The sequence below is a fragment of the Micromonospora trifolii genome (assembly GCF_050516465.1).
GTDB lineage: Bacteria > Actinomycetota > Actinomycetes > Mycobacteriales > Micromonosporaceae > Micromonospora > Micromonospora trifolii.
Genome location: NZ_CP191526.1, coordinates 5,242,352 through 5,265,095, shown reverse-complemented (window position 1 = coordinate 5,265,095; position 22,744 = coordinate 5,242,352). Strand labels below are relative to the sequence as shown.

General features: G+C 71.8%; 20 protein-coding genes. 13 read left to right on the top strand and 7 right to left on the bottom strand.

Features of this window, described 5'->3' with window-relative positions; all coding sequences use genetic code 11:
• Positions 1 to 126 precede the first annotated feature (126 nt).
• A complete protein-coding gene (locus ACQRWP_RS24450; RefSeq protein WP_430498038.1) occupies positions 127 to 1,158 on the top strand; it encodes an ABC transporter substrate-binding protein in 1,032 nt (343 codons plus the stop codon).
• Between the two features lie 103 nt (positions 1,159 to 1,261).
• On the top strand, positions 1,262 to 2,119 hold the full coding sequence (locus ACQRWP_RS24445) for an ABC transporter permease (protein WP_430498036.1): 858 nt from the start codon (positions 1,262 to 1,264) through the stop codon (positions 2,117 to 2,119).
• Positions 2,120 to 2,335: 216 nt separating this feature from the next.
• Here the strand turns inward: ACQRWP_RS24445 and ACQRWP_RS24440 are convergent, their stop codons facing one another.
• Positions 2,336 to 3,514 (bottom strand): ABC transporter substrate-binding protein, encoded by a 1,179-nt coding sequence (locus tag ACQRWP_RS24440; RefSeq protein ID WP_430498034.1) that lies wholly within the window; start codon positions 3,512 to 3,514, stop codon positions 2,336 to 2,338.
• Between the two features lie 444 nt (positions 3,515 to 3,958).
• Here ACQRWP_RS24440 and ACQRWP_RS24435 point away from each other — a divergent pair, with 444 nt between their 5' ends.
• The 4 genes from ACQRWP_RS24435 (at position 3,959) to ACQRWP_RS24420 (ending at position 8,577) form a co-directional block, all read left to right on the top strand.
• Positions 3,959 to 7,114 (top strand): sensor histidine kinase, encoded by a 3,156-nt coding sequence (locus ACQRWP_RS24435; RefSeq protein WP_430498033.1) that lies wholly within the window; start codon positions 3,959 to 3,961, stop codon positions 7,112 to 7,114.
• Positions 7,111 to 7,518 (top strand): roadblock/LC7 domain-containing protein, encoded by a 408-nt coding sequence (locus ACQRWP_RS24430; RefSeq protein WP_007465177.1) that lies wholly within the window; start codon positions 7,111 to 7,113, stop codon positions 7,516 to 7,518. The genes ACQRWP_RS24435 and ACQRWP_RS24430 overlap by 4 nt, the downstream gene beginning before the upstream one ends.
• Before the next feature lie 89 nt (positions 7,519 to 7,607).
• Entirely contained in the window at positions 7,608 to 7,973 is a 366-nt protein-coding gene (locus ACQRWP_RS24425; RefSeq protein ID WP_007465174.1) for a DUF742 domain-containing protein, read from the top strand.
• On the top strand, positions 7,954 to 8,577 hold the full coding sequence (locus ACQRWP_RS24420) for a GTP-binding protein (RefSeq protein WP_030329978.1): 624 nt from the start codon (positions 7,954 to 7,956) through the stop codon (positions 8,575 to 8,577). The genes ACQRWP_RS24425 and ACQRWP_RS24420 overlap by 20 nt, the downstream gene beginning before the upstream one ends.
• 44 nt (positions 8,578 to 8,621) lie before the next feature.
• Here ACQRWP_RS24420 and ACQRWP_RS24415 read toward each other — a convergent pair whose 3' ends face one another.
• Genes ACQRWP_RS24415 through ACQRWP_RS24395 form a run of 5 tightly spaced genes read right to left on the bottom strand, consistent with a single transcriptional unit; the run spans position 8,622 to position 16,198 of the window.
• Positions 8,622 to 9,710 (bottom strand): uroporphyrinogen-III synthase, encoded by a 1,089-nt coding sequence (locus tag ACQRWP_RS24415; protein ID WP_238679479.1) that lies wholly within the window; start codon positions 9,708 to 9,710, stop codon positions 8,622 to 8,624.
• A complete protein-coding gene (gene nirD, locus ACQRWP_RS24410) occupies positions 9,710 to 10,057 on the bottom strand; it encodes a nitrite reductase small subunit NirD (protein WP_430498030.1) in 348 nt (115 codons plus the stop codon). Before nirD ends, ACQRWP_RS24415 begins: the two co-directional genes overlap by 1 nt.
• A complete protein-coding gene (gene nirB, locus ACQRWP_RS24405; RefSeq protein WP_430498028.1) occupies positions 10,054 to 12,591 on the bottom strand; it encodes a nitrite reductase large subunit NirB in 2,538 nt (845 codons plus the stop codon). Before nirB ends, nirD begins: the two co-directional genes overlap by 4 nt.
• The gene (locus ACQRWP_RS24400) at positions 12,588 to 14,027 is read right to left on the bottom strand and encodes an FAD-dependent oxidoreductase (RefSeq protein WP_430498026.1); all 1,440 of its coding nucleotides are present in this window, start codon (positions 14,025 to 14,027) and stop codon (positions 12,588 to 12,590) included. The genes nirB and ACQRWP_RS24400 overlap by 4 nt, the downstream gene beginning before the upstream one ends.
• Positions 14,024 to 16,198 (bottom strand): molybdopterin oxidoreductase family protein, encoded by a 2,175-nt coding sequence (locus tag ACQRWP_RS24395; RefSeq protein ID WP_430498024.1) that lies wholly within the window; start codon positions 16,196 to 16,198, stop codon positions 14,024 to 14,026. Before ACQRWP_RS24395 ends, ACQRWP_RS24400 begins: the two co-directional genes overlap by 4 nt.
• A 278-nt stretch (positions 16,199 to 16,476) precedes the next feature.
• Between ACQRWP_RS24395 and ACQRWP_RS24390 the strand changes: the two genes are divergently transcribed.
• The 7 genes from ACQRWP_RS24390 (at position 16,477) to glmM (ending at position 21,976) form a co-directional block, all read left to right on the top strand.
• Positions 16,477 to 17,172, top strand: coding sequence for a class I SAM-dependent methyltransferase (locus ACQRWP_RS24390; protein WP_430498022.1), 696 nt, complete (start codon positions 16,477 to 16,479; stop codon positions 17,170 to 17,172).
• Positions 17,173 to 17,261: 89 nt separating this feature from the next.
• A complete protein-coding gene (locus ACQRWP_RS24385; RefSeq protein WP_091403518.1) occupies positions 17,262 to 17,519 on the top strand; it encodes a DUF6364 family protein in 258 nt (85 codons plus the stop codon).
• Complete coding sequence (locus tag ACQRWP_RS24380; protein ID WP_430498020.1) at positions 17,509 to 17,802, top strand: type II toxin-antitoxin system PemK/MazF family toxin; 294 nt, start codon at positions 17,509 to 17,511, stop codon at positions 17,800 to 17,802. The genes ACQRWP_RS24385 and ACQRWP_RS24380 overlap by 11 nt, the downstream gene beginning before the upstream one ends.
• 159 nt (positions 17,803 to 17,961) lie before the next feature.
• The gene (locus ACQRWP_RS24375; RefSeq protein WP_430498019.1) at positions 17,962 to 19,344 is read left to right on the top strand and encodes a nitrate/nitrite transporter; all 1,383 of its coding nucleotides are present in this window, start codon (positions 17,962 to 17,964) and stop codon (positions 19,342 to 19,344) included.
• A gap of 209 nt (positions 19,345 to 19,553) precedes the next feature.
• Positions 19,554 to 19,997, top strand: coding sequence for a 50S ribosomal protein L13 (gene rplM, locus ACQRWP_RS24370; RefSeq protein ID WP_053653864.1), 444 nt, complete (start codon positions 19,554 to 19,556; stop codon positions 19,995 to 19,997).
• A 20-nt stretch (positions 19,998 to 20,017) separates the two neighbouring features.
• Complete coding sequence (gene rpsI, locus ACQRWP_RS24365; RefSeq protein ID WP_430498017.1) at positions 20,018 to 20,500, top strand: 30S ribosomal protein S9; 483 nt, start codon at positions 20,018 to 20,020, stop codon at positions 20,498 to 20,500.
• A 120-nt stretch (positions 20,501 to 20,620) separates the two neighbouring features.
• The gene (glmM, locus tag ACQRWP_RS24360; protein WP_430498015.1) at positions 20,621 to 21,976 is read left to right on the top strand and encodes a phosphoglucosamine mutase; all 1,356 of its coding nucleotides are present in this window, start codon (positions 20,621 to 20,623) and stop codon (positions 21,974 to 21,976) included.
• 18 nt (positions 21,977 to 21,994) lie between these two features.
• Here glmM and ACQRWP_RS24355 read toward each other — a convergent pair whose 3' ends face one another.
• Positions 21,995 to 22,741 (bottom strand): ABC transporter ATP-binding protein, encoded by a 747-nt coding sequence (locus ACQRWP_RS24355; protein ID WP_430498013.1) that lies wholly within the window; start codon positions 22,739 to 22,741, stop codon positions 21,995 to 21,997.
• Positions 22,742 to 22,744 lie beyond the last annotated feature (3 nt).

Genomic DNA, 22,744 nt, shown 5'->3' with positions numbered 1-22,744 from the left:
GTACGCTGTGCCCGCGAAGAGTCCCCTCACGACGGCGGCGCCCGGCTTCCACCCCTCCCGCCGGCCCGTCACGACAACCCCCTCCGGTGGCCTGCCGGCCCCGGTCGGAAAGGACATGGTGCACTGATGAGAAGGCTGACCCGTACGGTCGCTACGGCCGCGCTGGCCACCGCCCTCGCCCTTGTCTCCGCCTGCAGCAGCGGGTCGGATTCGGCCGACGATGCCAAGGGCGGCGACGGCAAGACGCTGGAGAAGGTGACCTACCTCACCTCGTTCGGTAACTTCGGCCGTGACTCCTACGCCTGGGTGGCGAAGGACAAGGGCTTCTTCAAGGAAGCCGGCTTCGACGTCGAGATCAAGGCTGGTCAGGGCACCGGTGGCGTGATCCAGACCGTCGTCGGCGGCCAGGCCGACTTCGGCCCGATCGACCTCACCGGCGGTCTGCTCCAGCTCGGCAACGGCCAGGCCAAGGACTTCACCGCGGTGGCCGCGATCCAGCAGCGCACCATGGCGGGCATCGCCACCGTCGAGGGCAAGAACATCAGCTCGCCGAAGGACCTGGAGGGCAAGAAGCTCGCCGACACCCCCGGGTCCGTGGTCCGCAACCTCTTCCCGACGTACGCCCGGCTCGCCGGGGTGGACGCGACCAAGGTGACCTGGGTCAACGGTGAGGCGCAGAACCTGATCGGCACGCTGGCCGCGGGCTCGGTCGACGGCATCGGTCAGTTCGTCGTCGGTCAGCCGACCATCGAGGCGGTGGCCAAGAAGAAGGCCGTCATGCTGCCGTACAGCAACGTGATGCAGGACCTCTACGGCAACGTGCTGATCACCTCCTCGAAGATCGCCAAGGAGAAGCCCGAGATGGTGAAGAAGTTCACCGCGGCGCTGCTCAAGGGCCTGGAGTACAGCCTGGCGAACTCCAAGGAGGCCGCCGACATCCTGAAGAAGAACGTCGACGCCACCAACCCGGTCTCCGCCGCCGCCGAGCTGGAGCTGATGGCCGCGTACGTCCGTTCCGGCAACACCGGCACCGCGATCGGCACCCTGGACAGCGGTCGGGTCGCCAAGAGCATCGCCATTCTGCAGGGCGCCGGCGCGCTGAAGCAGAACATCACCCCCGAGCAGATCATCGACTTCAGCCTCGCGCCGAAGGCCTGATCGTCCGGTCGTCATCAGGGGGTACGTCCCGCCGATCCCGGTGGGGCGTACCCCCGTCGCTCGTCGGCCCCCGGCGGGCCGTGGGATTTCGAGGAGGACAGAGATGACCGACGTCCGGTCAGCGGACCCGGTGGTGGCGGAACCCGTGCCGCCGAGTGCCGGCCCCGAGGCGGGGCGCACGGGTCGAGGTGCCGGTCTGCGGGCCGGGGCCGAGGCGGTGCTGCCCGCGGTCGGCATCCTGGTCGCGCTGGCGGCGTGGTGGCTGATCGCCCGGCTGGAGCTGGTTCACCCCGCAGCCCTGCCCCCACCCGGCGACGTGCTCACCGCGTTCGTCGACAAGCCGGCGCAGCTGCTGGAGCACACCTGGGACACCACGTTGGAGATCCTGACCGGGTTCGCCCTGTCGGTGGCCGCCGGTGTGCTGATCGGGCTCTCCCTGGCCAGCTCCCGCACTGTGGAGCGGATGTTCACTCCGCTGCTGGTCGCTGTGAACGCGGTGCCGAAGATCACGCTGGGCCCGCTGCTGGTGGTGGCGCTCGGCTGGGGCCAGAAGCCGATCCTGACCATGGTGTTCCTGCTCTGCTTCTTCCCGATCGTGCTCTCCACCGCGACCGGGTTGACCACCACGCCGGCCGACCTGGCCGAACTGGTGCGGTCCTGGAACGCCTCCCGCTGGCAGGCGTTCCGCAAGGTGCGCTTCCCGGCCGCGCTGCCGCAGATCTTCGTCGGGCTCAAGGTGGCCATGCCACTGGCCGCGATCGGCGCGGTGATCGGTGAGTTCCAGGCCGGCGAGAGCGGCCTCGGCTACGTCATCACGCAGTACGCCGGCGTCGGCGACACCGCCACCGCCTGGGCGGCGATCATGCTGGTGGCGCTGGTGAGCATCCTGCTCTACTCGGCGCTCCTGCTGATCGAGCGCTTCGCCCTCCCCTGGGTACGAGAAACCACCAGCAGCCGCTAACCCAACAGAAGAGCTCAACCACAAGAAACGCGAAGGGCCGGCCTCCCACTGGGAGGCCGGCCCGTCTTGTCGACGCTGCTGACGCAAAGGGTGTGGCCTACCGTGCCCGGCTGAGGGATCAAGCCTGACCGCCCGGAGCCGGGCACGGTAGGCCACACCCGCACCCGGCACACGACGAAGAGCGCCGGGACGAAAGAACACAGCAGGCCCGAGCGTTTACCCCGCCAACCGCCAGCGACCGTTGCGGGCGACCAGCGTGGTGAGCGCCTGCGGCATCAGGCCGCTGTGGTTGTCCGGCGTCATGCGGATCGGGCCGGAGAGGCCGTCCATCTGGGACGTCTCCAGCACGTCCCGGATGCCGTTGCGGTCCACCTTGCCGATCTCGCCACCGGCGCGCAGTTCGGCGTCGGCGATCAGCTGGACGGCGTCCGCGGCGAACGACGAGGACCCGTTGTAGCCACCGAAGCGTGCCGTGTAGTCCTGGAACCACTGCCGCCGGGCCGCCTTGGCCGGCGTGGTCGCGATCACGTCGTCGATCACCATGGTCTGGGTGAAGATCAGCGTGGCCTTCTCGGTCGCCTTGGCCGCCGCGCCGAGGAAGAGGTCCCCGGCCGCTCCCGCGTCGAAGTAGATCGACCCACGGAAGGTGGTCTGCTGGGCGCTGGTGGCGGCCAGTGTCGCCTGCTCCGGCGGGGTCCAGAAGACCATCGCGTCGGGCTTGCCCGACGCGAGCTGCTGGACCTGCTGGCTGACGTCGGTCTCGGTGGTCTTGATCCGCTGCTGTCGGAGCGTGATCTTGGCCTTGTCCAGTTCGTTCTTGAGCGCGGTCGCGCCCTCCTGGCCGTAGTCGTCGTCGCTGACCAGCATCCCCACCTTGCGGACGTTGTTGCGGCGCAGTTCGGTGGTCAGCGCGGCGGCGCTGTCCGGGGCGTTGGGGCCCAGCTTGAACACGTAGCGCCGTTCAGCGGCCGGCGCGGCGATCGCGCCGGAAGCGGCTAGCGCAATGGTGGGAATCCGCTTCTCGTTGATGGTCCCGACTGCTCCGACCGCGCATTCGTTGCAGCCGCCCATGATGATGGCGCTGACCTTCGAATCGCTGCTGAAGTCAACGATGTTGCGAAGTGACTCGGCCGAGTCGGAACGGTTGTCCTTCACCTTCAGGTCGATCTTCCGGCCGTTCAGTGCTCCGGAGGAGTTCAACTGCTCGACCTTGAGTTCGAGGGCTCGCTGGTATGTCCGGCCAACAGTGGCCGCGGCGCCGGAGAGTTCGAGATCGGCAGCGATCACGATCGGACTCGTGTCCTTCTCCGCCTCGCCAAACTGGCAGCCGGTGAGCGTGGTGGCCACTACGGCCGATGCGAGCGCCGCGATGGTCGCGGAGCGGATGGGGCTCAACTCAGTCCTCCAGGTGCGGGCGCGGGCGCTGCCCGGTCACCGCCGCTAATCCGTCCTCAGTGGAGGACGGGATCTCCTCTGCCGTACGGTGTGCGCGAAGCCTGCAAAACCTTGCCAATGGCCGGCGCTGTGGTCAAGCGCGGACCCCGGCAGCATTTTCGGGACGGCCATCCCACATGCTGGGGTAACGCAATGTTTGCAAAAGCTCACTTTGCATACACGCGTGACCACTCTGGAGTTACATGCCCTGTTCAGGGGCTTGCGGAAATGAAGGTATCAGTTGCCCGGATCACGGGATGCGCTCCGTCCGACCGTTTCCTACCTCACTGCGGCTTCCCAAACACGATCATCTCTGATGAAATCGCGGCCGTGCCGCGCGTGGTCCCCTCCGCTTACGGCATGGCTCGGCGGCTCAGGCGGGGAAGAAACGACGGAGGCGATGTCGTGAGCACCGGACCGACGACCCTGCCCGCGCTCGGCGATAGCGGTCGGCGTGCGCGCCGACGGATGCCGAGACTGCGTGACGCCCGGATCCGGTCCAAGTTGGCGTTGATTCTTGTCGTCCCGGTGGCGGCGGTGATCGCGCTGGCCACGGTCCGCCTGATCTCCGTCGGCGAGGGCGCGTTCGACGCCACCCGGGCCCGGTCACTGACGGCCCTCTCCGTCGACGTCAGCGCCCTCACCCAGGACCTCCAGGCCGAACGGATGGCCGCGGCCGCCTACCTCGCCGCTCCGCAGCAGCCGGCCGACGCGTACAACCTGCGGGTCCGCCAGACGCAGCAGCAGGTGGACGAGTACCGCGCCGAGCGGGGCCGGATCGGCGACGTGCCGACGGCCCTGCGGGACCGGCTGGCCGCCATCGACGACCACCTGGCCACCCTGGACAGCACCCGTCAGGAGGTGCTGGACCGCCGGCAGATGGCGGTCGCCGAGGCGGTGCTCCGCTACGGAGTCATCCTCACCGACCTGGTGTCGTACGGTGACGGCCTGGCCCAGCTGCCCGGCGACGAGAGCCTGTCGGACAGCCGCCGCGCGGTCGCCGCCTTCGCCCGCGCCAAGGCTTCCGTCGCCGAGGAAGAGGCCGTCGCCTTCACCGCGCTGACGGCCGGCCAGCTCGACTCGGAGCAGTTCTCCTCCTTCGTGGCAACGTTGACCGGCCAGCAGGAGGCCCTGGTCGCCTTCTCGCTGGCCGCCGACCCGGTGCAGCGCGCGCTGGTCGACAGCACGGTCTCCGGCGACGCGGTCGGCCTGGCCGACCGGGTTGCCACCGACATCACCCGCTCGGTCGGGCAGCGCCCCCTGGTCACCGCGCAGGACGCCACCGCGGCCATCGGCGCCGTGAACGACCTGATGCGCTGGGCCGAGATCCAACTGCAGGACCGACTGCTCCAGCAGGCCGACCAGGCCCGCTCGGACGTCATCCGGCAGGCCGTGGTCGAGTCGATCCTGGTGCTGCTGACCCTGATCATCGCCGTGTCGCTGGCCGTGGTGCTGGCCCGCTCGCTCAACCACTCGCTGCGCCGACTGCGTGAGGGCGCGCTCTCGGTGGCCAACCACGACCTGCCCGACGCGGTGCAGCGGCTGCAGAACATGGGCAGCGTGGGTGACGGCGGGGTGGACGAGATCGTCCGCCAGGTCCGGGACCCCATCCAGCTCAACACCCGCGACGAGGTCGGTCAGGTGGCGCTGGCCTTCAACGTCGTACACCGGGAGGCGGTGCGGGTCGCCGCCGAGCAGGCGGCACTGCGTACCAGCGTCTCGGCGATGTTCCTCAACCTGGCCCGCCGTAGTCAGACCCTGGTCGACCGGATGATCGGCGAGTTGGACGCGATCGAGCGCGGCGAGGAGGACCCGAAGCGGCTCGCACAGCTCTTCGAACTGGACCACCTGGCCACCCGAATGCGCCGCAACGACGAGAACCTGCTCGTCCTGGCCGGTGCCGACTCCGCCGCACCGCGTCACGACAACGCGCTGGTGGTGGACGTGCTGCGCGCCGCCCAGTCCGAGGTGGAGCTCTACAACCGCATCGAGTTCGGCACGGTGGACACCGACATCTCGGTGGCGGCGCACGCGGTCAACGACGTGGTACGCCTCGTCGCCGAGCTGCTCGACAACGCCACCCGGTTCTCGCCGCCGAACACCACTGTGGTCGCCGACGGTCGCCGGATCCGCGACTACGTGCTGATCCAGATCGAGGACCGCGGACTCGGCCTCACCGACGACCAGCTCGACTCGCTCAACCGGCGGCTGGCGGCCCCACCGAGCGTGGACGTCGCCGCGTTCCGACTGATGGGTCTGGCCGTGGTGAGTCGGCTCGCCTCCCGTTACGGCATCCGGGTGGAGTTGCGCCGCAACGTCGAGGGCGGCACCGTCGCCCAGGTGACGTTGCCCGCCGCCACCGTGGTGCTGCCCAGCAACCGGGGCCGCGAGCAGGTGCTCACCCGGCCGCGTCAGCCGATGGCCGTGGAGCAGGCGCCGCTCACCCCGGCCGGTCACGCCGAGCAGTTCGCCGGTGCCGCCACGTCGGCGGCGACGCTGCCCGACCAGTGGCGGACCAGCACGCCGACACCCGCCCAGTGGCAGTCGCCGCTGGACTCGCGGGACACCACCCCGGCCGTACAGGCCGGTGGCTACACCGGCCCGCGCTCGACCATGCCACCCGCACCTGCCGCCCCGGCACCCGCCGCCCCGCTCCCGCCGGCCCGGCCGGCCTACAGCAACGGTGCGGGCGCCTCGCTGGGCAGCCCGACCGTGGCCTACCCGACCGTCGACCCGCTGCCTCGGCGTGGCACCACCCCGGACGCGGCGGACACCGCGGATGGGCGCGGCGCTCAGGGCCTCCCGGTCGGGCCGGTCGCCGGCCCGGGCGCGGTGGCACCGCCGGCCGTTCCGTCGGTGCCCGCCGCACCGGTCAGCACCCGGCCCGACTTCCCCGCAGAGGCTCCGATCTTCCGGGAGATGGAGGCGGTCTGGTTCCGGTCGCACGGCGACGACGCCACCGCGATCTTCACCCGGCCCAACTTCGACGAGCCGCCCGCGCCCGCCACCATCGCTGCGGCCGACGCTGGCCTGCGCACCGGCAACGGCGGCCAGCCGAGCGCCGGGTCGGTGCCGGCAGCGTCGCCGGCCCGACCGAAACTGCCGACCCGTACCCCGGGCAGCTCCGGCACCGACGGGACGACCACCCCGGGCGCCGATGGCCTCGGCGCCACCATGGACGGGTTCGGGGCACGGCCGTCGGCGCCGCCGACGTACGCCCCGCCCCCGGCCGGTCGGACGGCTCCGGCCGCACCCGCACCCGCACCCGCCGCACCCGCACCCGATCCGGGGGCATGGCGTACGGCGGCGGACGAAGGCTGGTCCCGGGCCAGCCGGGCTGCCGAGCCGGCTCCCGCCGGGACCACCCGCTCCGGGTTGCCCAAGCGGGTGCCGCAGCAACAGCTCGTGCCGGGTGGCATCGAACCGAAGAGCGGCCGGGACCGCAGCCGGCGGACCCCGGATGAAGTACGTGGTCTGCTGTCGGCCTACCACCGCGGTGTGCAGCGCGGCCGGACGGCCGGAACGGACCTGAACAGCACCTCGACCAAGGAGAGCCGATGAACAGGCCAGCTGCCATGCAGGACATGGGTTGGCTGCTCACCAACTTCGCCGACAGCGTGGCGGGAATCGCCCACGTGGTGGCGGTGTCCGCCGACGGGCTGCTGCTCGCGTCCTCCCGGGATCTGCCGGGGGACCGGGCGGACCAGCTCGCCGCGATCACCTCCGGGGTGGTGAGCCTGACCGAGGGCGCGGCCCGGATGTTCAGCGCGGGCGGGGTGTTGCAGACAGTCATCGAGATGGACAGCGGGTATCTCTTCCTGATGTCGATCAGCGACGGCTCCTCGATGGCCGTGCTGGCCGCGCGCAGCTGCGACGTGGGTCAGGTGGGCTACGAGATGGCGCTGCTGGTCGAGCGGGTGGGTGCCGCGCTGGTGCCGCTGCCGCGAGACGCGGTGCGCTCTTAGCACCGGAAGGCGGCGCTCGTTCCGAGCGCCGGACCAGGGACGAGAGGCGGCACAGTCCGGCTCAGCAGGGAACGAGGAGGTGATCGGGAATGGACCAACGACGCGCTGACCCGCGTGGCGCGCTGGTGCGTCCGTACGCGGTCACCCGTGGTCGTACCGAGCCCCGGCAGGACATCGCCCTCGAGGCCGTCCTCACCGCCTCTCCCACCCAGGTAGCCGAGTCCCGCTTCGCCGGGCACGACAAGCACCGCATCGCCACGGTCTGTGAGGGCCGAGCACAGTCGCTGGCGGAGATCGCCGCGTATACCCGGATGCCGCTGGGCGTCGCCCGGGTGTTGGTCGCCGACATGGTGGCCGAGAGCCTGCTGACGTTACACACTGCTGCTCCCGCCGAGGGGTTCGAGGAGCGGATGGAACTGCTTGGAAGGGTGCTAAGTGGACTTCGCAGGCTATGACCCCGCAGGGGGGCGGCCGGGCCGGGGAATCGTCTCCGCGAAGATCGTCGTCGCGGGCGGCTTCGGCGTCGGTAAGACGACACTGGTCGGGGCGATCTCCGAGATCACACCGCTGACCACCGAGGCGTTGATGACCGCGGCGGGCGTCGGCATCGACGATCCGTCCAAGGTGCCGGGCAAGGAGACCACCACGGTCGCCATGGACTTCGGCCGCATCACCATGGCCCAGGACCTGATCCTGTACCTCTTCGGTACACCGGGTCAGACTCGGTTCTGGTTCATGTGGGACGAGATCATCCGGGGGGCGGTGGGTGCCGCCGTGCTGGTGGACACCCGCCGGATCACCGACGCGTTCGCCCCGCTGGACTACTTCGAGAACCGCAACCTGCCGTACGTGGTGGCGCTGAACAAGTTCGACGGCGCACCGCAGTACGAGGCCGAGGAGGTCCGCGAAGCGCTGGCCATCTCGCCGCAGGTGCCGCTGGTGATGACCGACGCCCGGCAGCGGGACTCGGTCAAGCAGGTGCTGGTGACTGTGGTCGAGCACGCCATGCTCCGGCTCCAGTCCGAGCACGGACGGGGCTTCCCGACGCCGGTCGGCTGAACCGTCGCGTCACGGCCGGCTCGCGACGGCCGGCCGTGACGCCCTCAGTCGACCCGGAGCCGGTAGCCGCGCTTCACCACTGTCTGCACCACGCGGGGCGCGCGTAAGCCGGCCCGGAGCCGGGCGACGGCCATCTCCACGGCGTGCTCGTCCGCGCCCCGGGGCAGCGTCCGCAGCAGCGCCGTACGGGACAACACCCGACCCGGGGACTGGGCCAGCGCCCGCAGCACCGCCATCGGCGCGGGCGCGAGTGGCCGCAACTCGCCGTCGATCACCGCGGCATGCCCGCGCAACGTGAGCAGATGCCCGCCGGCCTTGAACGTCACGGTCCGGCGGGGCAGCTCGTCGACGATGGTCCGCACCAGCGCGCCCAGCCGGGCCCGACCGGGCGCGCTCACCGGCACCCCGTGCCGCAGCAGCGGCTCGGCGGTCACCGCGCCGACGCAGCTGGCCAGCACGTCGCTGCGCAACGCGGACAGCACCGCGTCGGTGCGGTCACCGGCGGCCCGCAGCAACGCCTCGGCCGCCGGCGCCGAGGTGAACGTCACCGCGTCCACCAGCCGGCCGGCGATCAGGTCGATCAGCCGGTGCAGCGGCGCCGGGTCGGTCGGCGGCGCCCAGCGGTAGACCGGCACCTCGATGACAGTGGCGCCCGCCGCTTCCAGCGCGAGCGTGCACTCGGGCTGCCGCTCGCCGTGCAGCTGCATCGCGATCACCTGCCCGGCCACGCCGCGCCGGCGCAGGTGGTCGACCACCTCGTCGCAGCTCTCCGAGGCGGGCGACCACTGGTCGTGCAGCCCGGCCGCCCGGATCGCGCCGCGTGCCTTCGGGCCGCGTGCCACCACGTACGAGCTGGCCAGCACGGAGCGCAGCGGCTCGGCCAGCCCCCAGCCCTCGGCCGCCTCCAACCAGCCGCGCATGCCGATGCCGGTGTTGGCCATCAGGATGTCCGGCGGCTGGTCGAGGCAGGCGCGGGTCGCCTCGCGCAGCTCGGTGTCGTCGGACAGCGGCACGATCCGCAGCGCCGGGGCGAGCACCACCCTGGCGCCCCGTCGTTCGAGCAGCGCGGCCAACTCGTCGCGCCGCCGATCGGCGGTCACCCCGATGGTGAAGCCCGCCAGTTCTTCCCGCATCAACCCTCCTGTCGCAGCCGCACCTCGACCCGCCCGTTGCGGCAACGTGCGTCGTGTCGGGCCACGGCCACCCCGGGCAGGTCGAGGCAGTGCCCGCTGCGCAGGTCGTACACCTGCTTGTGCAGCGGTGAGGCGACCGTCGGCACTCCGCCACGGCTGCCGACGATGCCCCGGGACAGCACGTACGCCCCGGAGACCGGGTCGCGGTTGTCGATCGCGAACAGCTCGTCGGCGGTCCGGAAGAGGGCGATCTGCACCCCGTCGACCAGGGCGGCGACGCCCCGGTCCGGTTCCAACCGGTCGAGCAGGCAGACGGTGGTCCAGGTCAGCGTGAGGGTCTGGGTCATCGCCGTACCTCCGGTAGGCCGAGGGTGACCGGTTGCCGACGGTGACCATTCGTCGGCTCGGATCCGGTCGAGGACTGGTCGCGTACGGGGACCGGCTGGCCGCGTTCCCGGGTGAAGGTGATCGACGGGTCGGGTACGTCGGGGGCGTTGACGAAGGAGGTGTAGCGGCGCAGCCGATCAGGGTCGTCCAGGACGTCGCGCCACTCGTCGGAGTACGACGACACGTGCCGGGCCATCGCCGCGTCGAGGTCCTCGCAGAGCCCGAGCGAGTCGTCCACGATCACCGAGCGCAGGTGGTCCAGGCCGCCCTCCATGGCCTCGATCCAGCCGGCGGTGCGTTGCAACCGGTCGGCGGTGCGAATGTAGTAGATCAGTAACCTGTCGATCAGCCTGATCAGCGCGTCCGTGGACAAATCAGTGGCGAACAGGTCGGCGTGCCGGGGCCGGAAACCACCGTTGCCTCCGACATAGAGATTCCAGCCGGTCTCGGTGGCGATGATGCCGAAGTCCTTGCTGCGCGCCTCCGCGCACTCCCGGGCGCAACCGGAGACCGCCGACTTGAGCTTGTGCGGAGCACGCAGCCCGCGATAGCGCAGCTCCAGCGCGACGGCCAGCCCCACCGAGTCCTGCACCCCGTACCGGCACCAGGTCTCGCCCACGCACGACTTCACCGTGCGCAGCGCCTTGCCGTACGCGTGCCCGGACTCGAAGCCGGCGTCGACCAGCCGCCGCCAGATCTGCGGCAGCTGCTCCACCCGCGCCCCGAACAGGTCGATCCGCTGCCCACCGGTGATCTTCGTGTAGAGCTGGAAGTCTCGGGCGACCTCGCCGATCACGATCAGCTTCTCCGGGGTGATCTCGCCGCCCGGGATCCGGGGCACCACCGAGTAGCTGCCGTCGCGTTGCAGGTTGGCCAGGAAGTGGTCGTTGGTGTCCTGCAACGATGCCTGTTCGCCGTCGAGCACGTGCCCGCTGCCCAGCGAGGCGAGGATGGACGCCACCACCGGCTTGCAGATGTCGCAGCCGCGGCCCCGACCGTGCTCGGCGACCAGCCGGGAGAAGGTGCGGATACCGCGGACGCGGACGATCTCGAACAGCTCTCGTCGGCTGACGTCGAAGTGTTCGCAGAGCGCGCTGGACTGCGCCACCCCGGCCGCGTCCAGGAGCTGCTTCAGCATCGGCACGCAGGAACCGCAGCTGGTGCCGGCCCTGGTGCACGCCTTCAACGCCGGCACGTCCGCGCAACCGTCGGCGATGGCGGCGTCCACGTCGCCCCGGGTCACCGCGTTGCAGGAGCAGACCTGCGCGGCGGCGGGCAGCGCCCCGGCGTCCGCCCCGCCGCCGTCGGGGGCGAGCAGCGCCAGCGGCGCGGCCGGCAGCGGGCCGCCCACACTGGCCCGCAGCGTCGGGTACGCGCTGGCATCACCGACCAGCACCCCGCCGAGCAGGGTGTGCGCGTCGTCGGAGAGGACCAGCTTCGCGTAGACCCGGGTGGCCGGGTCGGTGAACGTGACGTCGAGGCAGCCCTCGGTCGTGCCGTGGGCGTCGCCGAACGAGGCCACGTCGACGCCGAGCAGCTTGAGTTTGGTGGCGGTGTCCGCGCCCGGGAAGGTCGCCGCGCCGCCGACCAGCCGATCGGCCACCACCTCGGCCGTCGCGTACCCCGGCGCGACCAGACCGTGGCAGGTGCCGTCGACCGCCGCGCACTCGCCGACGGCCCAGATCCGCTCGTCGGCGGTACGACAGGTCGCGTCGACCAGCACCCCGCCGCGCGGGCCCAACGGCAGACCGGCGTCCCGGGCCAACTGGTCCCGGGGCCGGATACCGGCGGCCACCACCACCAGCTCGGCGTCGAGGGCCGTGCCGTCGGAGAGTTCCAGGGCCGCGACGCCACCGTCCGGGCCGGGACGGATCGCGGTGGTCGCCACCCCGAGATGGGTCCGTACGCCCAACTCGTCGACGTAGCGGCGGAGCATCGCGCCGCCGGCCTGGTCCACCTGCACCGGCATCAACCGGGGCGCGAACTCGACCACGTCGGTGCTCAGGCCGAGCAGTCGCAGGGCATTCGCGGCCTCCAGACCGAGCAGCCCACCACCGATCACCGCGCCGACCCGCCGGCCCCGCGCGTACGCCCGGATCGCCGCCAGGTCGTCCAGGGTCCGGTAGACGAAGACCCCGGGCAGCTCGGTGCCGGCCACCGGCGGCACGAACGCGTACGACCCGGTGGCCAGCACCAGCGCGTCGTAGCGGTATTCGCCGACGGCGGTGGTCACCACCTGCCGGTCCCGGTCGACGGCGATGGCCGGCTCGCCGAGTCGCAACCGCACCCCGTCGTGCGGGGTGTGCAGGTTGAGTTCGCTCTCACTCACCCCGTCGAAGTACGCCGAGAGCCGCACCCGGTCGTACGCCGGGCGCCCCTCCTCGGCCAGCACTGTCACCCGCCAGTTGCCCTGTGGGTCACGGGCGCGCAGCGCGTCCACGAAACGCTGCCCGACCATGCCGTTGCCGATGACGACCAGTTCGCCGCCGCTCATCGCGTCACCTCCACCGATTCCGCCTGGCTCAGCCAGTCGACGATGCCGCTCACCGCGTCCCGGCATCCGCCGCATCCGGTGCCGGCCCGGGTCGCGGCCACCACCGCATCGACCGTCCGGGCGCCGGAGCGCCAGCTTCTGACGAGTGCGCCCTTGCTCACCGTGTTGCACTGGCAGACCGTGGCCGCGTCCGGCATCAGCGCCGGTGAGGCGGCCGGGGTCGCGCCGACCGTGCCGAGTGCCCGGCCGAGCAGCAGCGCCCGGCGGTCACTCGGCACCGGCTGACCACGGTCGAAGAGTTGGATCACCGTGCCGACCGCCGGGTTGTCGCCGAGCAGGATCGCGCCGATCAGCCGCTCGTCCCGGATCCGCAACCGGGCGTACGTGCCTCTGGTCGGATCGGCGAAGGTCAACTCCTCGCCCGGCCCGCCACTGGCCGCGTCACCCATCGACGCCAGGTCGATCCCGGCGGCCTTCAGCCGGGTCACCACCGGCCGGGGCCGGTACCGGACCAGTGGGTCCGTCCCGGTCAGCACGTCCGCGAGAACCTGGGCCTGGGCCCAGGCGGGCGCGACCAGCCCGGTGAGCACGCCGTCGTGCTCGGCGCAGTCGCCGATCGCCGAGATGGACCGGTCGCTGGTGCGCAGCCGGTCGTCCACCACCACGCCGCGCCGCACGGTCAGGCCGGCGGCCTGCGCGAGGGCGGTGTCCGGGCGTACGCCGCAGGAGAGCACCAGCAGGTCGGCGCGGAGCGATCGGCCGTCGGCCAGGTCGAGGCGGACACCGCTGGCGTCCGCGGCCACGCCGGTCGCCGACACCCCCAGTTGGACGGTGACGCCGAAACCGGCGAGCGTGCCCGCGAGCACCGCGCCGGCAGTCGGGTCCAGTTGCCGTTCCATCAGGTGCTCTCTGGGGTGCACCACCGTGGTGGCCAGCCCCCGGGTGGCCAGCCCCCGGGCGGCCTCCAGACCGAGCAACCCGCCGCCGAGCACCAGCGCGCTGCGGGCGCCGTCCGCCGCGGCGAGGATCCGCCGGCAGTCGTCCAGGGTCCGGAAGGGGACCACCCGCTCCGGCAGGTTCGCCGGGTCGAGGCCGGGCAGTGACGGCACCACCGCGCGGGCGCCGGTGGCGAGCACCAGATGGTCGTATCCGATTCGTTCGCCGTCGTCGGTGCGGACCTCCCGGGCGGACCGGTCGACGGCGGTCACCGGTACGCCGCTGCGCAGGTCGACGCCGTGGCCGGCGGCTTCGGTCAGCTCCACGTCCGGCTCGTCGATCCGGCCGGCCAGCAGGGTGGAGAGCAGGATCCGGTTGTACGCGCGGTGCGGCTCGGCCCCGAGCACTGTGACCTTCCGGTCTCCCTCCCGGGCGTGCAGCTCACCGGCGAGGCGCGCGCCCGCCATCCCGTTGCCGACGATGACCACCCGGGCGGTCATGCCTTCTCCACCCGGACGGCGCAGATCTTGAACTCGGGCATCCCGGAGATCGGGTCCACCGCGTCGTTGGTCACCGAGTTGGCGCGTCCCGCCCCCGCGTAGTGGAACGGGGCGAACACGGTGTCGGGTCGGATCCCGGCGCTGAGCCGGGCCGGCGCGCGGAACTCACCTCGGCGCGAGGTGACCCGCACCGGGTCGCCGTCGTCGATGCCCAGCCGGGTGGCCAGGTCGGGGTGCAGTTCGACGAACGCCTCCGGGGCGGCGCGGCGCAGCGCGGAAACCCGTCGGGTCTGGGTGCCCGACTGGTACTGGGCCAGCACCCGACCCGTGGTGAAGTGCAGCGGGTACGTGGCGCAGACCTGCTCGGCGGCCGGCCGATGGTCGACGGGGTGGAAGCGGGCCCGGCCGTCCGGGGTGGCGAACCGGTCGGCGAAGAGTCGGGGCGTGTCCGGTCCGTCCTCGGTCGGGCAGGGCCAGTAGACCCCGTCGTCGGCGTCGATCCGCTCCCAGCTGATGCCGGCGTAGTCGGCGGCCCCACCGGCTGAGGCGCGGCGCAGCTCGGCGAAGACGGCAGCCGGGTCGGCCGGGAACCGAGCCGCCGCGACGGCGGCCGGTCGCACGCTGGCCGGGCTGGCGTCGACTGGGTCGACGTCCGTCGACTCGGCGTCGGCCAGCCGCACCGCCAGGTCGGAGATGATGGCGAGGTCGGTCCGGACACCCGGCGGGGGCGGCCGTAGCGCGCGCCGACGCAGCACCCGACCCTCCAGGTTGGTCATGGTGCCGTCCTCCTCGGCCCACTGCGCGGTGGGCAGCACCACGTCCGCCAACGCGGCCGTCTCGGAGAGCAGGAGGTCCGCGACGACCAGCAGGTCGAGGTCGCGCAGGCGGCCCTCGATCCGGGCCGCCCGGGGTGCCGAGACCACCGGGTTCGACCCGAACACCAGCAACGCGCGCGGGCCACCCGGCGTGCCGAGCGAGTCGAGCAGTTTATAGGCGGGTACTCCCGGGCCGGGCAGTTCGTCGGCCGGCACGCCCCAGACCCCGGCCACGTGCTCCCGGGCCGCCGGGTCGTCGATCCGCCGGTAGCCGGGGAGCTGGTCGGCCTTCTGCCCGTGCTCCCGCCCGCCCTGGCCGTTGCCCTGGCCGGTAAGGCAGCCGTACCCCGAACCGTCGCGGCCGGGCAGACCGAGGGCGAGGGCGAGATTGACGTACGCGGTGACGGTGTCCACCCCCTTGGCGTGCTGCTCGGCGCCGCGCGCGGTCAGGATGATCACGCGACCGCCGGTGCCCAGCGCTCGGGCGGTCGCCTCCAGGTCGGCCACCGGCACCCCGGAGAGCTGTTCCGCGCGGGCCGGCCACCAGGCGGCGACCCCTCGGCGGACCGCGTCGAATCCGGTGGTGCGATCGGCCACGTAGGCCCGGTCGACCCAACCCTCGGTGAGGGCAATGTGCAGCAGCGCGTTGGCCACCGCGAGGTCGGTGCCGGGCAGCGGTTGCAGGTGCAGGTCGGCCTGGCGGGCGGTGGCGGTGACCCGGGGGTCGATGACGATCAGCTTTCCGCCGTTGCGGCGCTGCTCGGTGAGCCAGCGCACCAGCGGCGGCATGGTCTCCGCCGGGTTCGCTCCGACCAGCAGCAGGGTGTCGGCCCGGCCCAGGTCGGCGAGGGGGAACGGCAGCCCGCGGTCGATGCCGAAGGCGCGCATCCCGGCGGCTGCCGCCGAGGACATGCAGAACCGTCCGTTGTAGTCGATGTGCCTGGTGCGCAGCCCGATCCGGGCGAACTTTCCCAACGCGTACGCCTTCTCGTTGGTCAGGCCACCACCGCCGAAGACGGCGACCGCGTCCCGGCCGGCGTCGTCCTGGACGGCGCGGATGCCGGCGACCACCCGGTCGAGCGCGGTGTCCCAGCTCGCCGGGTGCAGTTCGCCGGTGGCCGGGTCGCGCACCAGCGGGGTGGTCAGCCTCTCCGGGTGGTCGAGCAGTTCGGCGGCGGTCCAACCCTTCTGGCAGAGCCCGCCCCGGTTGGTGGGGAACTGGCGCGGGTGAACCGTCACCCCGGCGTCGTCCGCGCGCAGCGTCATTCCGCACTGCAGTGCGCAGTACGGGCAGTGCGTCGCCACTTCCCGGGGCGTCAGCCCCGGCGGAGTCGCTGACCGTGCACCGTCTGTCATGTCGGGAAAGCGTGCCGCCGGGCGGTTTCCGGTCCGGGTCCCTTCTGTTTCGGTCCTGTCAAGTGGGGCTCACACCGCACAGGGGCAGCGCGTGTGACGGGTGGATGACGGCGGAGATCTTGGACAGTTTCCGTTCCCTCGGTGGGCCCTCCCAACGGAAACTGTCCACGATCTCGGCAGGTCAAGGGCGGCCCCGGCACGAACGCGTCCGCCGGGTTCTGTGGTGCCGTCATTGGCTTATAATGTGGGAAATCTGTCTCAAAAAGTGGGAGTCTGCGATGGGCGTGACGGACGTCTTCGACGCGGTGGCCGGCACGTACGACGAGGCGCGCAGGCGGCTGGTGCCGTGCTTCGACGCCTTCTACGGCACCGCCGTCCAGGTGGCCGCGCCGCCGCTGCGCGCCGCGCTCGCCGCCGGACGTACCCCGGCGGTGTTGGATCTGGGCGCGGGCACCGGTCTGCTCTCCCTGCTGCTGTCCGCCGCGGTGCCCGGAGTCCGGCTGACCCTGGTGGACGGAGCGCAGGCGATGCTCGCCCGCGCCAGCGACCAGTTGGACGCGCGGTCGGTGCCACACCGCACGGTCCACGCCGACCTGGCCGACGAGCTGCCGCCGGGCCGGTACGACGCGGTGGTCAGCGCGCTGGCCATCCACCACCTGGACGACGCCGGCAAGCGCGCGCTCTACCGGCGGGCCGCCGCCGCGCTGGCGCCGGGCGGCGTGTTCGTCAACGCCGAGCAGGTCGCCGGCCCGACCCCGGAGCTGGACCGGCGCTATGACGAGGTGTGGCTGGAGCGGATCACCGAGCTGGGGGCGTCCCCCGACGAGATCGCGGCTTCCCGGGAGCGGATGCGCCACGACCGCCCGGCGACCGTGACCGACCAGTGCCGGTGGCTCGCCGAGGCGGGCCTGGCCGACGTCGACTGCTACTTCAAGGAGTGGCGCTTCGCGGTGTTCGGCGGCCGGGCCGGGTGAGACCGGCGGAATGTGCGTTTCGCCTCCCGGGTGCGAGCCGGCAAGCGCGGGGATGACTGTTGGTCACACCGGTGGGTAATCTGCTCGGCATGACTGCCAAGGTGACTCTCTCGTTCACGGACGAGACGATCGAGGAGGCGCGGCGGTTCGCCAAGCGCGAGGGGCTGTCGCTCTCCGCGTGGATGGACCAGGCCGCCCGGGAGAAGGCGCTGCGCGAGGTCTTCACCGCGCACGCCGCTGCCGTGGGCCGCGCCAGCCTGGACCTGGAGTCCGCCGCGCTCGCCGACGCCCGCGAGGTGGGCATGGTCAACGACCTGTTCTCCGGCGGACGGCCGCGTGCTGCGTAGGGGTGAGATCTGGCGCATCGAGGGCGCCCGGGAACGCCTCGGTCTCGTGATCAGCTCGGACGTCTACAACTCCACCGACGTGCCCATCGTGATCGTGGTCGAGGTGGTCGAGGAGTCACTCCTGCGGGACTCGCCGCTCGCCGTGTCGATGGGCCGGTTCGTGGTGATGCCCGACCGGATCTCCTCGCCCATGAAGAAGTGGTTCACCGCGTGCGTGGACGTCGCCGACACCGACACCATGCTCCGGGTGGGCCGCGCGCTGCGCATCCTCCAGCAGCTCTGACCGTAAGGGCAGCTCGACCGCACGCCCCCGGTGGCGTGCTCACCATCGCCGCCGGCCCGTGGTGCGATCCCCGTTTCCGGCCCGACCCGCGACGGGCACTGCCAGGTAACCGGGCGTTCCTACCGTTTCCCCTCGTCACATCGACGAGGAGGAGCCGCCGTGAGCACGCTCACCAGCACCGTAGTCACCGCCGAGCCGCCTGCCGTCACCGGTCGCCGGCAACCGCTGCACGACTGGCGCCCCGAGGACCCGGACTTCTGGCAGGCCACCGGCGCGCCGATCGCCCGGCGCAACCTCTGGGTCTCGATCTTCGCGGAGCACGTCGGCTTCTCGGTGTGGAGTCTCTGGTCGGTCACCGTGCTCTTCCTCGGCCCCGCGTACGGCATCGATCCGGCCGGGAAGTTCCTGCTCACCGCCGTGCCGGCCGCCCTGGGCGCGGTGCTCCGGCTGCCGTACACGCTGGCGGTGGCCCGCTTCGGCGGACGACGCTGGACGACCATCAGCGCGCTGTTGTTGCTGGTGCCCGCGGTGCCGATGACGGTGCTGCTGGAACCCGGGGTGTCCTACACCACCCTGATGGTGCTCGCCTGCCTCACCGGGGTCGGCGGTGGCAACTTCGCCTCCTCGATGGCGAACATCAACCTGTTCTACCCACAGCGCCTCAAGGGGCGGGCGCTCGGGCTCAACGCCGGTGGCGGCAACCTGGGCGTACCCGCCGTGCAGTTGGTCGGCCTGGCGGTCCTCGCCACGGCGGGCGCCGCGTACCCCCGGTTGGTGCCGGCGGTCTACCTGCCGCTGATCGTGCTGGCCGCGCTGGCCGCGGCCCGCTGGTTGGACACCGTGCCCGGGGCACGCAACGAGCCGGGCGCGTTGCGGGAGGCGGCCCGCGACCCGCACACCTGGGTGATGTCGCTGCTCTACATCGGCACCTTCGGCTCGTTCATCGGCTTCGGTTTCGCCTTCGGTCAGGTGCTCCAGCTCCAGTTCGCCGAGCGGTTCCCCACCCCGGTCGACGCCGCCTGGCTGACCTTCCTGGGCCCGCTGGTCGGCTCGCTGATCCGGCCGCTGGGCGGGCACCTCGCCGACCGGTTGGGCGGGGCCCGGGTGACCTTCTGGAACTTCGTGGCGATGGCGGCCGGGGCGAGCACGGTGCTGTACGCGGCGCGGGAGCGTTCGTTCGGGCTCTACCTCGCCGGGTTCCTCGCCCTCTTCGTGTTCTCCGGCGTCGGCAACGGCTCCACGTACAAGATGATCCCGGCGATCTTCCGGGCCCGGTCGGCGGACGCGGTGGCCACCGGTCAGCGTGATCCGGAGGCCGCCGCGCGGTGGGCGCGGCGGATGACCGGCGCGTTGATCGGCATCGCGGGTGCGATCGGCGCCTTCGGCGGGGTGCTGGTCAACATCGCCTTCCGCCAGTCGTTCCTCAGCTCGGGCAACGCCGACGCCGCCTACCTGGCCTTCATCGGCTGGTACGCGTTGTGCTTCGCGGTCACCTGGGTGGTCTACCGCCGTCCGAGGGTCGGACGACTCGCCAACGTGTGAGCTGAGCCACCCTCGGCGCGTCGCCGCGCGGGACCGCACCCCCGTTTTGACCTGCGGACGGGGCGCCGGGTATCGTTGCCTGCTGTTGTACGACATCCAGAAGCGTGCCCCATCAGGTACGCTTGGTCGTTCGTGCGCGCTGGTCCGGCCTGCTAGATCTGGTCACCTCGGCGCGCGACCCCAGACCGACGACGAGACAAGGTAGACCTGTGCGTACGTACAGCCCGAAGCCGGGTGAGATCGAGCGTCAGTGGCACGTCATCGACGCCTCTGATGTCGTGCTGGGCCGCCTGGCCACCCACGCCGCCACGTTGCTGCGTGGTAAGCACAAGCCGACTTTCGCGCCGCACGTCGACACGGGCGACTTTGTCGTCATCGTGAACGCGGGCAAGGTTGCGTTGACCGGCAACAAGCGCCAGACCAAGGTCGCTTACCGCCACTCGGGTTACCCGGGTGGTCTGAAGCAGATCGGCTACGACGAGCTGCTGACCAAGCGTCCCGAGCGGGCCATCGAGCTGGCCGTGAAGGGGATGCTCCCGCACAACAAGCTCGGCCGTCAGCTGATCAAGAAGCTGAAGGTCTACGCCGGTGCCGAGCACCCGCACCTCGCGCAGCAGCCGGTGCCGTTCGAGATCAAGCAGATCGCGCAGTGAGCGCGGGCGAAGGAAGCAGCATGACCGACATCATCGAGACCGAGGTCGCCCCGGAAGCCCCCGAGGCCCCCGAGGCCACCGAGGCACCGGCGCCCGTTGCCCGCGCGCCTCGTGGTGACCGGCCGATCCAGACCGTGGGCCGCCGCAAGGAGGCCATCGTCCGGGTCCGCATCGTCCCGGGCACCGGCAAGATCACCTGCAACGGCCAGGACCTCGAGGCGTACTTCCCGAGCAAGGTGCACCAGCAGCTCATCAAGGACCCGCTGGTCACCGCCGAGAAGCTCGAGCAGTTCGACGTCATCGCGAACCTGCGTGGCGGCGGCACCACCGGCCAGGCCGGTGCGCTCCGGCTGGGCATCGCCCGTGCGCTGATCATCAACGAGCCGGACGACCGCCCGGCCCTGAAGAAGGCCGGCTTCCTCACCCGTGACGCCCGGGTCAAGGAGAGCAAGAAGTACGGCCTCAAGAAGGCCCGTAAGGCTCCCCAGTACTCGAAGCGCTGATCTTTCCCAGCGCGTTGTACTTCTGACGGACGGCCGGTCCGCCTCCCCCTCGTCGGGGGGAGGTGGATCGGCCGTTCCGCTTTCTCCTCACTGGCAGTGCTCTATCGGAGGTTGGCGGGTATGGGTCGGTTGTTCGGCACGGACGGCGTACGCGGGCGGGCAAACGCGGATCTCACCCCGGAGTTGGCACTGGCGCTCGCGGTGGCCGCCGCGCACACACTCGCCGAGACGGACCGCAGTCATCCGCCGCTCGCCGTCGTCGGCCGGGACACCCGCGCCAGCGGTGAGATGCTGGAGGCCGCCGTGGTCGCCGGGTTGACCAGCGCCGGCGCCAACGTGGTGCGGGTCGGCGTGCTGCCCACCCCGGCGGTGGCGTTCCTCACCGCCGAGGCCAAGGCCGACCTGGGTGTGATGCTCTCCGCGTCGCACAACCCGATGCCGGACAACGGCATCAAGCTCTTCGCCGCCGGTGGGCACAAGTTGCCCGACGAGATCGAGATGCAGATCGAGGCGGCCGTCGAGACGAACGCCACCACCGCCTGGGACCGGCCGATCGGTGCCGGTGTCGGCCGCGTGCACGACCTGCTCGACGGTGCTGACCACTACGTCCAGCACCTGGTGGGCACCGTTCCGCACCGGCTCGAGGGGATCAAGGTCGTGGTCGACTGCGCCAACGGCGCCGCCGCCGAGGTCGCCCCCGTCGCCTACCGGGAGGCCGGCGCGGAGGTCATCGCCATCCACGCGCAGCCCGACGGGCTGAACATCAACGACGACTGTGGCTCCAACCACATCGAGGCGCTGCGCGCCGCAGTGGTCGAGCACGGCGCCCACCTGGGCATCGCCCACGACGGCGACGCCGACCGCTGCCTGGCGGTCACCGCCGACGGCGACGAGGTGGACGGCGACCAGGTCATGGCGATCCTCGCGCTGGCCATGCGGGACGCCGGCACGCTCACCCAGGACACCCTGGTGGCCACCGTGATGAGCAACCTCGGGCTGCGGCTCGCGATGTCCGCCCAGGGCATCCGCCTGATCGAGACCAAGGTCGGCGACCGGTACGTGCTGGAGGAGCTGCGCGCCTCCGGGCTGGCGCTCGGCGGTGAGCAGAGCGGCCACATCGTCATGCCCGCGCACGCCACCACCGGCGACGGGGTGCTCACCGGCCTGCACCTGATGGCTCGGATGGCGGCCACCGGCCAGTCCCTCGCCGAGCTGGCCTCGGTGGTCACCAAGCTGCCCCAGGTGCTGATCAACGTGCCGGTCGGCGACCGGACCGTCGGCGCCGCCGCCCCAGCCGTACGCGCCGAGGTCGAGCGGGCCGAGGCGGAGCTGGGGGAGACCGGCCGGGTGCTGCTGCGCCCGTCGGGCACCGAGCCGCTGGTCCGGGTGATGGTCGAGGCGGCCACCGAGGCGACCGCCCGTGAGGTCGCCGAGCGGATCGCCGAGCTGGTCCGCACCGCGAGCCCGGTCGCCTGAGACCACCTCGGGACGGCGTCACAACCGCAGTTGGGCCGCCCGCTCGTACGTGTCGGCGGGGTCCTCGCCGTCGGTGAGGTCGAGGTCCTCGGTGACGCGTCCGTCGGTCAGCCGGACCAGTCGGTCACAGCGGGCAGCGATGGCCTGTTCGTGGGTGGCGAGCAGGATGGTCATGCCGTGCCGGTCACGGAGGTCGAGCAGCAGGTCGAGGATCTGCCCGCCGGTGGTGGAGTCGAGGTTGCCGGTGGGCTCGTCGGCCAGCAGCAGGCCCGGTGCCCCCATCAGGGCGCGGGCGATGGCGACCCGTTGCTGCTGGCCACCGGAGAGCTGCGCGGGCAGGGCGCGGTCCCGACCGGCCAGGCCGACCGCGTCGAGCAACTCGCGGGCTCGGGTCGCGTGATCGGCCCGGCCCCGGCGGGGGAGGACCGGCGCGATCACGTTGTCCAGCACGGTGAGTGCGGGCAGCAGGTGGTAGCGCTGGAACACGAACCCGACCCGCTGCCGGTAGCGGGCCAGCGCGGCCCGGCGCATGTCGCTGACCACCACGTCGTCGACGGTCACGCTGCCCTCGTCGGGCTGCTCGATGGCGCCGATGAGGTGCAGCAGCGTCGACTTGCCCGACCCGCTCGGCCCGGTAAGCGCCACCACCGCTCCGGCCGCGATGGTCAGGGACACGTCGTCGACGGCCGTCAGTCGGTCCGCGCCGGTGCCGAATCGTCGTGTCAGGTGGTCGACCGAGATCGCGCTGCCGATCTGCTCGCTCATGAC